Source organism: Streptomyces sp. NPDC087844 (genome assembly GCF_044742785.1).
GTDB lineage: Bacteria > Actinomycetota > Actinomycetes > Streptomycetales > Streptomycetaceae > Streptomyces.
This window is the reverse complement of the sequence record NZ_JBIUVD010000014.1, coordinates 92490-107662: the sequence shown is the minus strand read 5'-3', so window position 1 is coordinate 107662 and position 15173 is coordinate 92490. Positions and strand designations below refer to the sequence as shown.

The window sequence follows — 15173 nt, the reverse complement described above, 5'->3', positions numbered from 1 at the left end:
CGGGTGCGGTTGATGCAGTCACGGGAATTCCTCTTTCCGACTGTTCGATGTGCTGACTCTGCGCGGCTGGCCACCAGCTCCCCCACCTGCCATGATGAGGAAACGGGACGGTGTCCCGCATTGGTGTCGAACATACGGGACAGTGTCCCGTTTAGTAAAGACGGCTACGACGGTCAGCAGTGAGAGGGACGGTGCGGTGAGCGAGAACGATCAGAGTGCGGGACGTACGGCCCGCCCCAAACGTGCGGACGCGCGCCGCAACGAAGAGGTCCTGCTCGACTCGGCCGCCGCGGTCTTCGTCACGTCGGGCGTCGAGGCGCCGATTCGTGACATCGCGGCCAGGGCAGGCGTCGGAACAGCCACGATCTACCGCCACTTCCCCACCCGGGCGGACCTCATCGTCGCCGTCTACCGGCACCAGGTGGAGGCTCTGGCCGAGGCCGGTCCCGCGCTGCTGGCGTCCAGCGCGTATCCGTACGCCGCACTGGCACAGTGGATCGACCTGTTCGTCGACTTCGTGGTCACCAAGCAGGGGCTCGCCTCCGTGCTGCAGTCCGACGACCCCTGCTTCGACCCCCTGCACTCCTACTTCCTTGAGCGCCTCGTGCCCGTGTGCGCCGAACTGCTCGACGCCGCGGCCGCGTCGGGGGAGATCGACCCCGGCATGGACGCGTACGCACTCATGCGCGGCGTCGGCGGACTCTGCGCGGGCGCGGGCAACAACCCCCGCTACGACGCACGTCGACTGGTGGGAATCCTCATCGCGGGCCTGCGCCGCCAACATTGAGAGGTTGGCGGTTGGCGGTCGGCGGTTGGCGGTTGGCTCGAAACGAGCGGCGTCGCTGTCAGGTCGGCCGAGAGGGAGCGTTGTCAGTGGCCTCACCTAGAGTTCTCGGCACTTGATCAGTGAAGTGCGGGGAGGCACATATGGGGTGGGTCACGGCCGGCGATTACGAGGTCGGCCTCGACGGCGGAAAGGTGGTGTGCCGCAACGCCGCGGGACGGCGGTTGAAGTCCGTACCGGCCAAACTCGCGGAGGATCCCGCGGTCATGGGACTGCGGCAGCTCGCCGAGTGGCTGGAGCGGCACGAGCGCCAATGCCTCACCGACGTCGAGAAGTGGCTGGTGCGCTCGCTTCCGGTGCCCTTCGCCGTCATCGCCCGGGTGTGGCCGGACCCCGCCTGGCAGAGCGCGCTCCGCGATCTCGTCGTCACCGGCCCGGACGACGAAGTGGCCGGATTCCTGCGGGACGTCGACCTCGACCGCGGCCTCGGCCTGGTCGACCTCGACGGGGACAGCGTGCGCATCACTCCCGAACTCGTTCGCCTCCCCCACCCCGTCCTTCTCGACGACCTGGCGGAACTGCGGGAGTTCGCCGTCGAGATCGGTGTCGAGCAGCGCGCCCAGCAGCTCTTCCGCGAGGTGTGGCACCGTCCCGCGGCCCTCGACGCCGAAGCCACCACCGTGGAGGACTACGCGGGCGGCACGTTCGGGCAACTGCGCTTCCTGCAGGGCCGGACCACCCAGCACGGTTACCGCGTGCGCGGCGGCAACGCCGTCTGCTCCGTGCGGGAGGACTCCCGCGGCGTCGAGGCCCGCGTCTGGATCGGCGACTACGACGGTTACGAGCAGACCGAGACCGGCCCCCTGATGTGGACGGACGGCGCGGGCCGGGTTCTGAGGCTCGGTCAGGTGGGGCCCGTCGCCTGGTCGGAGGGCATGCGCATGGCGGCCACCCTGTTCGCCGGGCGTGACATCGAGGACGAGGAGCAGGCGGCATGACCACGTACGCGCACAGCAACACGGCCGCGCTGCTCGAAGCCGGCGCCGTCCTGCCCCTGGGCACCACCGCAGGCGAGGACGCCGACACTCTCACCGTGCGGACGTACAGCCACCCCGCGCTGGACGGCCGGGTGGCCGTCCGCCTGGTACCGGGCACGCTCGGCGAGGCCGAGGACCTGGCTCTGGAGTTCCTCGGTCTGGCCCGTGAGCCTCAGACTCCCGAGGTCGGCCAGGTCCGCCGCGAGACCCTCGGTTTCCCCGCCTGGGCACTGGTCAACGACCCTGCCAACGGTCACCACGCACTGGCGCTGGTCAAGGACGTCGAACGGCTCGCGCGCCAGGCCAAGTCCCGCCCCGGCACGGCCAAGGAGGGCTTCGAGGCGCTCGGCGAGCGGCTCGGCCGGGCCGTGCCGCACTTCCTGCCGACCTTCTACGAGCAGGCCGCGCGGGTCTTCCTCCAGCACGAGAACACGACGTACGGGGCCACCTTCTTCGGCAAGGCCCGCGAGGCCGAACGGGTGCACGCGCTCACCGTGGACGAGGAGCGGCAGCGTGCCGTGTTCCTGGAGTTCGCCTTCGCCGGGGCGCTGACGGTCAAGGCGCTCAAGGAACATGTGAAGGATCTGGCCCACCGGCTCGACCCGGCCACGGCGTGGGCGCAGTTCCGGCAGCTGTGCGTGGAGCGTTGCGCGGCCGGCATGCCTCCGTACGCGTCGCTGCCGCAGGACGCCCGTGGTCTGGTCAAGGCCGCGGGTCTCGACCGGGTCACCGAGGAGTGCGCGTTCGTGGCCGACCTGATCGCCTCACCCGCCGCGGTCCGGGCGCCCGCCTCCTTCTGGACCGCGTACCGAGCCACTCTCGCCGTCCTCACCGAGCGGCAACCGGCCGTACGGGTCCGGCTCCTTGAGATCATGCCGACCGGTCTGGGACGCGACGTCAAGAACGACGAGTTCTGGTTGACGCTGCTTGCCGAGAGCGGCGCCGATCGCCTCCTCACCGGCGAGGCCGGCGCGGGCGACGCGGCCGGCGAGGCCGGCGGCGGCGTCTCGGTGGACGGCATCGACGCGGCGGGCTGGCTCAGCCGCTGGGCCACCCACCGCAAGCACGGCGGTACGGTCAGCGGGCGCTCCCCGCTCACTCTCCAACTCGTCGAACGGATGGCGCCGCGGCTGCGCGCCGACGGCCGGGCCGTGGACCTCTTCACGGGCCGCTGGTACGCCGGTGCCGACCTCGACCTGCTGGACCTGTGCGTGGCGCAGGGCATTCCGCTCGCGATGCCCGCACCGGACAAGGACGTGCATCTGGCCCTCGACCGCTGGCTCCGCGAGCGCCGGCCCGGCGGACGCGACCTGGCCGCCACCGCCGCGGACGCGCGCTGTCGGCCGCTGCTGCACCGGGCCATCGGGACACTGGGCAACGACCGGTCGCTCTCCACCGAACTGCTGGAGAGCCTGGCCGACCATCCCGTACTGCACGACGTGCTGCGTGAGTGGCTGGACGACGCGGCCGAGACGTTCGGCTCGTCCACGGGCCTGCCCGGCGCCCGCGCCGCCCTCCAGCGCCTGCGCCCCTTCCGTCCGGTCGCCGCCCGGGTGAGCCCGCGAGCGGTCGCACGCGTCGCGGGGCACGAGATCGCGCCACTGCTCGGCCGCACCCTGCGGGCCGGCATCCCCGACGAGCTGGGCTGGCCCGCCCTCGACGAGGCGCTGCGGCTCATGGACAGCGAGACCGGCCGCAATCAGGACGATCATCTGCGCCTCACGGAGGCCTGGCCCGCGCTGATCCTCTCCCGCGGCCACAAGGCGGTCGTCGTCGGCCCGGACGAGGTACTCCTCGACCACGATCTGCGGCTGCCCGTAGAGCTGGACCGCTGGACGTATCCGCGGTTCCGTTACACCGACGGTGAACTGCTCGTGATCTGGCGGCAGGACGACAAGCAGTTCGGTTACTGGTCGGCCCGGCCGTCCGAGGTGTTCACCCTCGGCGGCGAGCAACTGCCGTACTGGTACGGCAGCGATGCCGGTGATCCCTCCATCCCGCTGTCCGGTGGCGGCCGTGCCACCGGCGGACGCACCCTGCACGCCGGCGACACCGTCCTGCCCGCCGACCGTCCCGTCATCGGTGACGGCACGACGTGCTGGCGTCAGGGCAAGCAGGGCCTGCAGCAGGTCTGGCTGGAGTACGACCCGGCCACCGGAACGCACGGACGTGCGTCCCTGCCCGCCTTCCTCCAGTCGGGCATCCGTGAGGACGCCACGCTCCTGCAGCACCACTGCCAGGTCCTGCCGCTGCAACCCGGTCTCGAAGGGACCCCGTTCGGCACCGACGGCACGGTACTGGGCCGCTGGGTGCGTGCGGAGGGCACCGGAGCCGAGGCCCGGACGACCACCGGTACGCCGGACGGCCGGACCGTCACCCGGCTGTCCGCCGGCAGCCGGTCGGCGGGCTTCCCCCTCGGTGCGCTGCGGCTGCCCGGCGGCGCCGAGCCCGTCGCGGCACAGTTCCATCAGCAGGTCGCACTGTTCGCCGACGAGGACACCTCGGACTCCGGTGAACTGGGCCGGGTGACACCCGGCCAGAGCGGCGGGGAGTTCGCGGCCGGTACGCGGCTCGTACCGCCGGTGGCCTTCTGGCACGCGCTGCGCCCCCGTGACGAGCGGGCCTCCGCCGTGCTGCGTGCGCTCACCGACAGGACGGCGGCCGATGTCCTGGCCGCCGCGGACCGGGCGCTGGCAAAGCGGCAGGCCCAGATCCTCCAGGCCGGTGACGCCGCCCTCGACACCGGTGACCCGGCCGGGACCACCGCCGATGGCAAGCCCGTCGTCGCGTCCGCGGACGACTTCGTCCGGCGTGCCGTGTCCGAGGCCCTGCCCCACCTCACCGACGAGCGGATGCTCACCGGTGTGTCCGCCCTGGTCCGTGCGGCGCTCCGCGTCGACGGGTCGGTCGCCACGTTCGTGGAGCCGCCGGTCGAGCGGCCGCAGGCCGACCGCCGACGCAGCGAGGGTATGTTCCCCGACTACAGTCCCGTGCACGGCGACGACCGGACCGTGCGTGCGGCGGCCGACGGTCTCGCCGAGATGCGGGGCTGGTGGGGCGGCGAATCCCAGTGGACGACTCTGCGCCAGATCCGGTCCGTGAACCATGTCCTGTCGGGGCGGCCCGCCGACGGCAGGCCGCTGCCCGACCTCGCCCGGACGGGCGCTGTCGGTGACGGATGGCGGAGCGAGGAACACACGATCCCCGGTACGGGCGGCGCCTGGACGTCCCTTCTCGCCGAGCTTCGTCCACTGGCCTACCGGGCCGCCGCGCCCGTGGTGACCGAGGCCGAGCGGGAAGCGCTGCTCCTGCTCTTCGAAGCGATCGCCGAAGGGCCGCTCGCCACGCCCGGAGGCGGGCTGCGCGAGATCGTGCTGAGCGAGCCGCACACCAAGCAGCAGCGTGCCGGCCAGGTGCTCCGCCGGGAGGGCCGCACCGTGGTCGTCCTCGGCTGCCGGAACGTCGACAACCAGCACGCCCGGGTCAGTTGGCTCGCGCTCGACCACGACCCCTCCGGTGCGTTCGGCGCCGTCGCCCACTTCACCCTGGCAAAGGAGACCTCGGTGGTGTCGGCGTTCCCCGAGAACGGCCTCGCCGCCGTCACCCGGCTGGTCCGGGACAAGGGCGCCGCCCCGTGGCTGCCCGAGGCGCCCGCCGCTCTCGCCGACGCGACCCGCGGCGGCCTGGGGCCCGTCCAGGCCGCGGTGCTGCTCGCCGGGCGTCCGCAGGAACCCGGAGCCGACGCCCTCGCGACGATCGGACTCAAGCCCCGGCAACTCGACCTGGGCAACGGCCGCCTGTCGTCGCTCAGCCGGGAGGACCGGTCCGCGCTGCTGAGCGCCCTGCTGCCCAAGGACCCCGCGGACCTGTGGACCACCGGTCCCGACACCGCGACCGCGGGCCGGGTGTGGGCCGAGCGGCTCGGTTCCGTCGTCCGCCTGCCCGAGGACCTCGCGGTCGATCTCGCCGGTCTGCCCGCCGGTTCCGCCGAGTCCGTGCTCAATCCGGGACTCACCGCCTGGATCAGCCGCACCACGGTGCAGCGTCCGGACAAGGACGGCGGTCTCGTCCCGGCGGACCCCGCCGCACTGCCCGGCGCGCACGACCTGACCCGCGCGGTGGCCGCCCTGGCCTCACTCGCCTACGCGCTGCCGTACGGGCACCCGCTGCGTGCGTCCCTGCCCGCGGGCCTCGCCGCCCTGCGGCACCGCCTCACCGACCCCGAGCTACTGCTCGGGCTCGATGTCATGTGGACCGAGAAGGGCGGCTCGACGGCGGTCGAACTGCGCAAGGCGTACGGGCTTCCCGCCACCGGGGGCGCCGACGCGCACGGCCTGACACCCGTCGGGGACGCCCTCGCGCTGCGGCCCTGGTACGCCGAGCGGGAGACGGTCCTGCTGCGCACCGCCGCCCTGACCGGTCCGGACGACTCGGTCCTCGGGCTCCTGGCTGGCCTGGTGGGTCCGCAGCGCGACGCCGGTGTCCGGTCCCTGCGTGCGATCCTCGACGCCGAACTGGCGCACGCGCTGAAGGCCGGCACGGACCCCGAAGGCCCCGCCGGGTACGCCCAGGACCCGACCGTCGTCGCTCCCGCACTGGTCGCCGAGGTGGCCGAGGCACACGGTCTCGGCGAGGACGCGGCGGCGCTCTACCTCCAGCTGCTGGCCCTGCCCGATCCGACCGACCGCAACTGCGCCCGCTGGACCGGCTGGAAGCCCACCCGGCTGAAGAGGGCCCGCGCCGAACTGACCGCCACCGACCTGGTGGTCGAGGCGAAGCGACCGCGCGCCGGGCGCACCCTCTTCCTGCCGTGCGGATGGCGCGACCTCAAGTCCCCCGCCCTGCCGGTGGAGACCTGGAAGGAGAGCCTCTACCCGATACGCGAGAGCACGCGTGCCGTGCCGCTCCTCCCGGTGCCCGAGCTGTTCGCCCGCGCCTGGCGACGCGTCCAGGACGGGGACGCGCCCGCCTACGAGAAGCTCACCACCCGTGCCACCCGGAAGGGCCGCCGCCGATGACCACCGCCCGAACCGAGCAGAACGACCGGGACGACCGGGACGACCGGGACGAGCCCTTGACGACGGCTCCCCGATGACGGCTCCCACGACGACCGCCCACCGGATGACACCCCCTCCGCCCATGACCCACCGACCCGACCGGACGTGCCCCCGATGACCACCACCCTGGCCTCCGCCCCGGGCCGCCAGATCACACCGCCCGAGGACCGGCACGCCACCGAGCTGGCCTTCCTCGCCGCGTACGACGACGGGCCGCGGCCACCGGCGTGGCGGCTCACGCCCCGCGCCGTCGTCACGTTCGTCATGGGCAGCGACAACCGCGCCCTGCGGCTGCCCGACGACGCCCAGGTGCCGGAGGGCGTGCCACGGCGCCTCGTGGTCGAGGGGAAGTTCGTCGGCGACCGTGCCCTGGTCGAGCGGTGCGTCGTCACGCTCGCCGGGGAGCGCGGGCTGCTGCTCGTCGGGGAGCCCGGCACCGCCAAGTCCATGCTGTCCGAGCTGCTGTCCGCCGCGGTCTGCGGCACCAGTGGCCTGGTCGTCCAGGGCACCGCGGGCACGACCGAGGACCAGCTGAAGTACGGCTGGAACTACGCCCTGTTGCTGGCCCAGGGGCCCAGTCGGCAAGCCCTGGTGCCGTCACCCGTCCTGACCGCCATGACCAGGGGGGCCGTCGCCCGGGTGGAGGAGGTCACCCGCTGTCTGCCCGAAGTGCAGGACGCCCTGGTGTCGTTGCTCTCCGAGCGGCGCATCGCCGTGCCCGAACTGGCGGGCACCGAGGACGCCCTGGCCCACGCGGCGCCCGGCTTCTGCCTCATCGCGACCGCCAACCTGCGCGACAGGGGCGTCTCCGAGATGTCGGCCGCGCTCAAGCGCCGCTTCAACTTCGAGACCATCGGTCCCATCGCGGACCTCGACGCCGAGACCGCGCTCGTCCGCGGTCAGGCCCGTGCCTCGGTCGAGCGCGCCGGGGCGCCCTTCCGGGTCGACGACGCCGTGCTGGAAGCCCTCATCACGGCCTTCCGGGACCTGCGGGAGGGCCGGTCCGCGGAAGGCTGGGAGGTCGAACGGCCCTCCACGGTGATGAGCACCGCGGAAGCCGTGTCCGTGGCGGGCGCCCTCGGACTCGCCGCCGCCTACTTCCCGGGCGACCGTGATGTCCTCGGCCTGCTGCCGGGCCATTTGCTCGGCGTGGTCCGCAAGGACGACCCCGCCGACGCGGCCCGGCTCCGCGGCTACTGGGACGGCCCCGTCAGGCGCCGCGCCGAGCAGGGCTCCGCCACCTGGCGCACCCTGTGGGACCTGCGCTCCGTCCTGGAGGGCTGACCACCGTGCCCCTCTCCCCCGAGGAAGCCGTCGCGGCTCTCACCGACCCGGCGGCGCCTTATCTCATCGGCGTACGGCATCACGCGCCCTCGCTGGCCGCGGCCGTGCCCGCGCTGCTGGACGCGGCCGAGCCGGATGTGCTCCTCGTCGAACTCCCCGACGAGATGCAGGAATGGCTGCCGTGGCTCGCCCACGAGGAGACGCGGGCACCGGTCGCCCTCGCCGCCGCTCCCCGCGACGGGGGCGGCGGCCGGGGCCCGGCCTTCTATCCGTTCGCCGACTTCTCGCCCGAACTGGCGGCCGTGCGCTGGGCCGCGCGGCACGAGGTGCCGGTCGTCGCGTGCGACCTGCCGCTCGCCGACCGGGCGTGGAGCACCGCCCGCCACGAACCCGTACGCCCGCACGACGGTCATGAGGGCCAGGAGGGCCGGGAGGGCCAGGAGGGCCAGGAGGGCCGGGCAGGTCAGGAGGGCCGGGCAGGTCAGGAGGGCCGGGCAGGTCAGGCAGGTCAGGCAGGTCAGGAAAGCGAAGAAGGCCGCGAGGGGACGGACCGGTCCTCCGCCACGCCGCCGACCGGAGGTCCCCCGCCTGTTCCGGCCACCCGGGCCGCGGCGGGTCTGGCCACAGCCCTGCGCGCCCGGCTGACCGGCCGTACCGGTGAAGATCTCTGGGACCGTCTCGTCGAGGCCGCCGCCCCGGACTCACCTCCCGAAGCGCTGCGGCGCGCCGCGCTCCTGACGGGCTGGGCGCTGCGCGAGGAGGCGGCAGCGGCCTCGGGGGGCGTGCCAGAGCTGGATCTTCGGCGCGAGGAGTGGATGCGCGCCCGGCTGGCCGCCGCCACCGCGAACGGCGAACGTGCCGCCGTGGTCGTCGGCGCCTTCCACGCCCCGGCGTTGGCGGCACCGACGCCCTCGGCCTCACCGGCGTCCTTGACGGCATCGACGTCATCGGCGTCGCAGTCGTCACCCGATACAGGCGTGAGGAGCCTGTCGCCCGTTTCCGGCGACACCGCCACCGGTGCTCCAGTGGCCTGGACGACGTCTCTCATCCCCTACACCTATGCGCTGCTCGACGAGCGGTCCGGCTATCCGGCGGGGATCCGGGACCCGGAGTGGCAGCATCTGGTGCTGCGCGCGGCGGGTGACCCGGTCGCGCTGGAGGAGTCCCTGACCCGCGCCGCCGTACAGGTCTGTGCCGAACTGCGCACCATGGGCCACCCGTCGGGCCCCGCCGAGGCCCGGGAGATCACCCGCCTCGCCGGAGATCTCGCCCGGCTGCGCGGCCTCCCCGCGGCAGGCCGGGGCGAACTGGTCGAGGCGGTGCAGACGGTACTCACACAGGGCGAGCCGTACGGGCGCGGGCGGGCCGTGGCGCGGGCGATGGAGCGGGTGCTCGTGGGAAAGCGGGGCGGCCGTCCGGCACCCGGAGCGCCCCGCAGCGGACTGGCTCCGGCGGTGGAGGACGAGGTGGCGGCCTTGCGGCTGCCCGGGCCCGAGAGCCATGGCACCGACGCCACTCGGGACCTGCGGCTGGACCCGCTGCGCTCGGACCTGGATCGCCGCCGCGAACTGCTGCTGCACCGCCTGACCGTGTGCGGCGTGCCGTACGGGGAGCCCAGGGAATCCGTCGGCGCCGGCGGCACGGAGGCCCTGACCTCGCGCTGGGAGGTGCGCTGGACACCCGCCACCGCGGCCATGCTGACCGCGGCCGGTGTCCGGGGAGTAACCCCGGCGCAGGCCGCAGAGGGTCTGCTGCGTGCACGGCGGCGGGCCGAGCAGGACGAGGGCGGGCCCACCGCCGCACAGACCCTGCAGGGGCTTCGGCAGGCGGCGGAGTGCGGCCTGCCGACCCTCACCGACGAACGCCTCACCGAGGTGCGTGACGTGCTGCCCCGGTCCGCCACGCTGCCGGAACTCCTCAGCGCCTTGGCCCTGTTGGACCGACTGCGGACAGGTCATGTCGCGGGCCTCGGCGCCGACGAGGAACGTACCGCCACGGTGACCGCCGTGGCCGAGTCGCTGACCGCCGCGGCGGTGCGGCAGGTCGACGGCCTCACCGGCTCCGAGGAGCCGGCCGACGCGCACGCGCTGCTCGAACTCGCGCATCGCGCGGACCGGTTGGGGGGCATACGGCTCGCCGACGCACTGGCCCGGCTGGCCACCGACGGCTCCCCGCTGATGCGCGGCGCCGCCGGAGCCGTACGAGTGCTCCTCGGACACGAGGATCCGCACGCTCTCGGCGATCGGATCGCCTCCTGGGTCGACGGGGCCGGCACCCCCGAGGCCCGTTCCGCCCTCACCGATCGCCTCGTCGGCGTGCTGACCGCCGCTGGTCCGCTGCTGGAGTCGGCGGCTCCCGCCCTGGAGCCACTGCTGAACCGGGTGGCCGAGATGTCCGACCAGGACCTGCTCGACCGGCTCCCCGCGCTGCGGGGAGGCTTCGACGCGCTCAGTCCCGCGGCCCGCGACCGGCTGCTCGACATCGTGGAGGAGCGCCTCGCCACCACGCGGCTGAGCGACACCGGTGGCGTCGACCCCGCCGCACTCGCCACCTGGACCCGCGCGGACCTCGCGGCCCGTGCCGCACTGCGCACGCTCGGGCTGCTGCCACCGCCCCCCGTGGACAAGCTCGTACCGACGGTGGAGTCCCCCGCACCGCACAGGCCCGGCGCAGGGGTTTCCGAGGATCACGTCCTCGGGGCCGCCGACCGCTGGCGGCTCGTGCTCGGACGCCGTACGGACCAGTTGCCGGCCTCGGCCTCGGCGTTGGCGACCGCGCTGGACGAGCTGTACGGCAGCGGACGCGGCGAGGGCAGCAGGGGCGGGCTGAACGGACGGGGCTCACGCGGCGGCCGCGAGGCTCCTTACCCCGGGGTGCGCGAGTGGTCCGAGGAACTCGCCGCCCTGTTCGGCCCGGGCATCCGGGAAGAGGTGCTGGCGGCTGCCGCCGCGTCGGGCCGCAAGGACGTGCTCGCCGAACTCGATCCGCAGAGCGTGCGGCCCTCCGTCGACCTGCTGCGTACCGTGCTCCGGCACGCGGGAGGACTGCCCGAGGCACGGCTGGCCGCGCTGCGCCCACTGGTCCGCCGGCTGGTCGAGGCGCTGACCCGGGAACTGGCCACGCGGCTGCGTCCCGCACTGCACGGCACGACCCTGCCGCGCCCCAGCCGACGACCGGGCGGCGGACTCGATCTGTCCCGCACACTGCGCGCCAACCTCGCGACGGCACGCCGCGGTCCGGACGGGACCGTCCAGGTCGTTCCGGAGCACCCCGTCTTCCGCTCGCGCGCCAGACGCGCCCCGGACTGGCGGCTGATCCTGGTGACCGACGTATCCGGGTCCATGGAGGCCTCGACGGTCTGGGCCGCCCTCACCGCTTCGGTCCTGGCGGGCGTACCGACCCTGTCCACACACTTCCTGGCCTTCTCCACGGAGGTCATCGACCTCACCGGCCATGTCGACGATCCGTTGTCGCTGCTGCTTGAGGTCAGTGTGGGCGGCGGCACCCACATCGCCGCGGGGCTGCGCCATGCCCGCGAGCTCGTGACCGTGCCGTCCCGCACCCTCGTCGTGGTCGTCAGCGACTTCGAGGAGGGATATCCCCTCGGTGGTCTGCTCGCCGAGGTCCGCGGCCTTGTCGGGGCGGGCTGCCATGTCCTGGGCTGCGCGAGTCTCGACGACACCGGCCGCCCCCGGTACTCGACCGGTGTCGCCGGACAGCTCGTCGCCGCGGGCATGCCCGTCGCCGCCCTCAGCCCGCTCGAACTCGCCCGCTGGGTAGGGGAGAAAGTCTCATGAGCCTCGATCTGCCTCCGGTCGCCCCGTCCGTGACCGCCGAACTCGTACAGGGGCTCACCCCCCGCCTCCGCAAGCGGCTGGACGCCGGCGTCAGCAAACTCGCGGACCGCCCGTGCGTCCGCGACGGCGACACCGTACGCATCGCCGTGGACGACGACACCCACCTCGAACTGCACGCTCCCGGCGGCAGCGTGACCAGCGCGGACGCGATCCGTTGCGGCTGCCTGCTGGCACCGGACTGCCTGCACCGCGCGGCTGCCGCCTCGGCCGCACCTATCGCCGGGTCCGGACCGGAGGCAACGCCGGAGCCGGGCTCCGAGTCCGGCTCGGGCACCGGCGCCGGGTCGACACCCGAAACCGCCCCCGTACCAGCGGCGGAGTCCGAGACCGCCATCACCACCGCCACCGCCATCACCACCACCGCCACCACCGCCACCACCGCCACCACCGAGCAGCGCACCGCCGCGCTGGCCGTGTACGACGCCACGGCCGCCGTACTGGAAGCCGGCACGGACGGGGCCGGGGCCGTGCTGCAGGCGGAGTTGCTGCGGGCCGCGCACACCGCACGGGTCGGTGGTCTGCCCAGGGTCGCCGCCTCGGCGGTCTCCGTGGTCACCCAACTCCGTGCCGCTCGGGGCGCCGAACCGGCGTACCGCCTCACCGATCTCACCGCGGCTCTCCGTGACGTCCTCATGACAGCCCATCGCCTTCCGGACTCCACCGATGGCGAACTCGCCGACCTGCGCGGCACCGCACGGCAGCCCTACGCTCCGGACGGGTCCCTGCGGTTGTACGGGCTGTTCTCCGAGCCCGTCCTGACGGCGACCGGTTACGCGGGAGCGGTCACCTGGACGGCCGACGCCGAAGGCAGGCTCTACACGGTCTCCGATGTCGCCCCGGGTGGTTCCGGCCGGGCCGTGGGTGCGGCCGACCGGGCTGTGCGCGTCGGGGACACGGCTCTCACCCACCGGGAGCTGTCGCGGGCCGGGCTCGCCGTGTCCGGCGCGACGGTCTCCCCGACGGGCCGACTGGGCGCGGGGGCGGGCGTGCGGGCCGTGCGCGCGGCGGGAGCCGCCTGGAACGAGGCTCCTCTCGACCGTCTGTGGGCGGCGCCGGTCGCCGAACAGGTGTCACGCGCCCTGCAGGGCGGGGACGGTCTGCTGTTCCTCGATGTGACCGTCACCGGGACGGTCCGGGAGGCCGCGGGCGACTGTCTGCTCGCCGACTGCGAGGGCCTGACTCTCCGTCTGGCCGCCGCGCACGACCACCCCGCGCTGCCCTACCGCGACAACCTCCGTCTCCTCGCGACCGCTCCGGGCACCCGGTTGCGTGTCGTCGCCCGCCTCGACACCTCTCCCCTGCCCCGGGCACTCCTGGTCGCCGCCGGCCACCCCGGTGATGCCGGGGCCCATGTCGACCTGGGCCTCGACCGCCTTCAGCACGCGGACCTGCCCGCCCCCGGGATGGCACCCACACCTACCGCCGACGGTTCCCCCCTCGACGAGGCACCGCTGCATCTCCTGCGACGCCGTGTCCACCAGGCGGCCTCGGCGGGCCGTCGCGTGCTCGCCTTCCCCGGTGACAGTTCTGCCGACGGTCGGCGTCTGAGCCGTTACGGCTTCGCCTGCGCCGGAGACCTCCTCGACGAACTCCACGCCGCCGCCGCGGACCGGTCCCGCGATGCCTTCGGCCGTCTGGTCCCCGCCGATCGCGACCGGTTCGCCCGCGCCTGGCTCGCGGCGGCCCACTACACCGAGGAGGTGGACCGGGCGCTGTGCGCCGCGGCGTGGGGCGCCTCTTGAGGCAGGGTCGGCCGGACAGGCCCTTCAGGGCGACAGGAACTCGGCCAGGCCCGCCAGGAACCGCTCGATGTCCTCCGCGCTGTTGTAAGGAGCGAGGCCGATCCGGAGACCGCCGGTGTCACCGAGGCCGAGACGGCGAGAGGCCTCGATCGCGTAGAAGGACCCCGCCGGCGCGTGCACATCGCGCTCCGCGAGAAAGCTGTACGCCTGCGCCGTCGACCGGCCCTCGAAGGTGAGCAGCACGGTGGGTGTGCGGTCGGCCGCCTTGGAGTGGACCTGGACTCCTCCGAGCGCGCTCAGCCCCTTGTCGAGCTGTGCGCGCAAGGTCTGCTCATGTGCTTCGAGTGCGGTGAAGGCCGAGGCGAGACGCTGCCGCCGCGTCCCGGTGGCGCCGGTGTCCAGGCCCGCGAGGAAGTCGACGGCCGCGTGTGTGCCCGCGAGGAACTCATAGGGCAGGGTGCCCAGTTCGAAGCGTTCGGGGACCACATCGGTGGAGGGCAGGAGCTTGTCCGGCCGCAGCGTCTCAAGCAACTCCGGCCGGGCCGCGAGCACTCCGTGGTGAGGGCCGAAGAACTTGTACGGGGAGCAGACGACGAAGTCCGCGCCCAGTTCTTCCAGGTCGATCAGCGCGTGGGCGGCGTGGTGGACGCCGTCGACGTAGATGAGGGCACCGACAGCGTGTGCCAGGCCGCAGATCTCAGCGATCGGGGGACGGGTGCCGATCAGGTTGGAGGCGGCGGTGACGGCCACCAGCCGGGTTCGCGGGGACAGTACGGCGCGAATGTCGTCGGCGGTCAGCTCTCCGGTGGCTGGATCGAAGTCGGCCCAGCGCACGGTGGCACCGGCCTGTTCGGCGGCCTGGACCCAGGGGCGGATGTTGGCGTCGTGGTCGAGTCGGGTGACGACCACCTCGTCACCGGGCGACCACGTCCTGGAGAGGGTGCGGGCGAAATCGTAGGTGAGCTGGGTGGCGCTGCGGCCGAAGACGATCCCCGTCGGCCGCGCTCCCAGAAGGTCGGCCAGGGCCTGTCGGGTCGAAGTGACGATGGCCTCGGCGTTGCGCTCCCCCGGCGTCATCCGGCCCCGGATGGACAGCGGCTGCCCCATCGCGTCGGCGATCGCCCGGATGACGGGCTGTGGGGTCTGGGTGCCGCCGGGGCCGTCGAAGTGGGCGATTCCGGCGCTCAGCGCCGGGAACTGGGCGCGGAGGGCGGTGATGTCGTACGTCACGGATACTCCTGTCGGTGCCGTGCCAGGCCAGCCGGCTGTGCTCTGGGCCGGCCCTGCCCCTTGAGCCCGGCCGCCCCTGCATCGTGATCGTTCGTCCCGCCTGCCACAAGGGGCAACTCTGCGGTCCAATGGGGTGTCCGCTGAGGTCCGTTGAGGTCCTCGGAGGTCCTGACGCATCAGGC

The 15173-nt window shown here is 73.6% G+C and carries 7 protein-coding genes; 6 read left to right on the top strand and 1 reads right to left on the bottom strand.

Features of this window, described 5'->3' with window-relative positions; genetic code table 11:
* Positions 1-196 precede the first annotated feature (196 nt).
* The 6 genes from ACIOKD_RS25730 (at position 197) to ACIOKD_RS25705 (ending at position 13761) form a co-directional block, all read left to right on the top strand.
* Positions 197-787 (top strand): TetR/AcrR family transcriptional regulator, encoded by a 591-nt coding sequence (locus ACIOKD_RS25730; RefSeq protein WP_402088356.1) that lies wholly within the window; start codon positions 197-199, stop codon positions 785-787.
* 140 nt (positions 788-927) lie between these two features.
* Complete coding sequence (locus tag ACIOKD_RS25725; RefSeq protein ID WP_402088353.1) at positions 928-1782, top strand: DUF4132 domain-containing protein; 855 nt, start codon at positions 928-930, stop codon at positions 1780-1782.
* Positions 1779-6839 carry a hypothetical protein gene (locus ACIOKD_RS25720; RefSeq protein ID WP_402088350.1) on the top strand — a complete coding sequence of 1687 codons (5061 nt, stop codon included), beginning with the start codon at positions 1779-1781 and terminating at the stop codon, positions 6837-6839. The genes ACIOKD_RS25725 and ACIOKD_RS25720 overlap by 4 nt, the downstream gene beginning before the upstream one ends.
* Positions 6840-6992: 153 nt before the next feature.
* Positions 6993-8162, top strand: a complete 1170-nt coding sequence (locus ACIOKD_RS25715; RefSeq protein WP_402088347.1) for an AAA family ATPase — start codon at positions 6993-6995, stop codon at positions 8160-8162.
* 5 nt (positions 8163-8167) lie between these two features.
* Positions 8168-11959: a DUF5682 family protein gene (locus tag ACIOKD_RS25710; RefSeq protein WP_402088344.1), complete on the top strand. Its 3792-nt coding sequence runs from the start codon at positions 8168-8170 to the stop codon at positions 11957-11959.
* The gene (locus tag ACIOKD_RS25705; protein ID WP_402088342.1) at positions 11956-13761 is read left to right on the top strand and encodes a hypothetical protein; all 1806 of its coding nucleotides are present in this window, start codon (positions 11956-11958) and stop codon (positions 13759-13761) included. Before ACIOKD_RS25710 ends, ACIOKD_RS25705 begins: the two co-directional genes overlap by 4 nt.
* A gap of 24 nt (positions 13762-13785) precedes the next feature.
* Here the strand turns inward: ACIOKD_RS25705 and ACIOKD_RS25700 are convergent, their stop codons facing one another.
* Positions 13786-14991: a cysteine desulfurase-like protein gene (locus ACIOKD_RS25700; protein ID WP_402088340.1), complete on the bottom strand. Its 1206-nt coding sequence runs from the start codon at positions 14989-14991 to the stop codon at positions 13786-13788.
* Positions 14992-15173 lie beyond the last annotated feature (182 nt).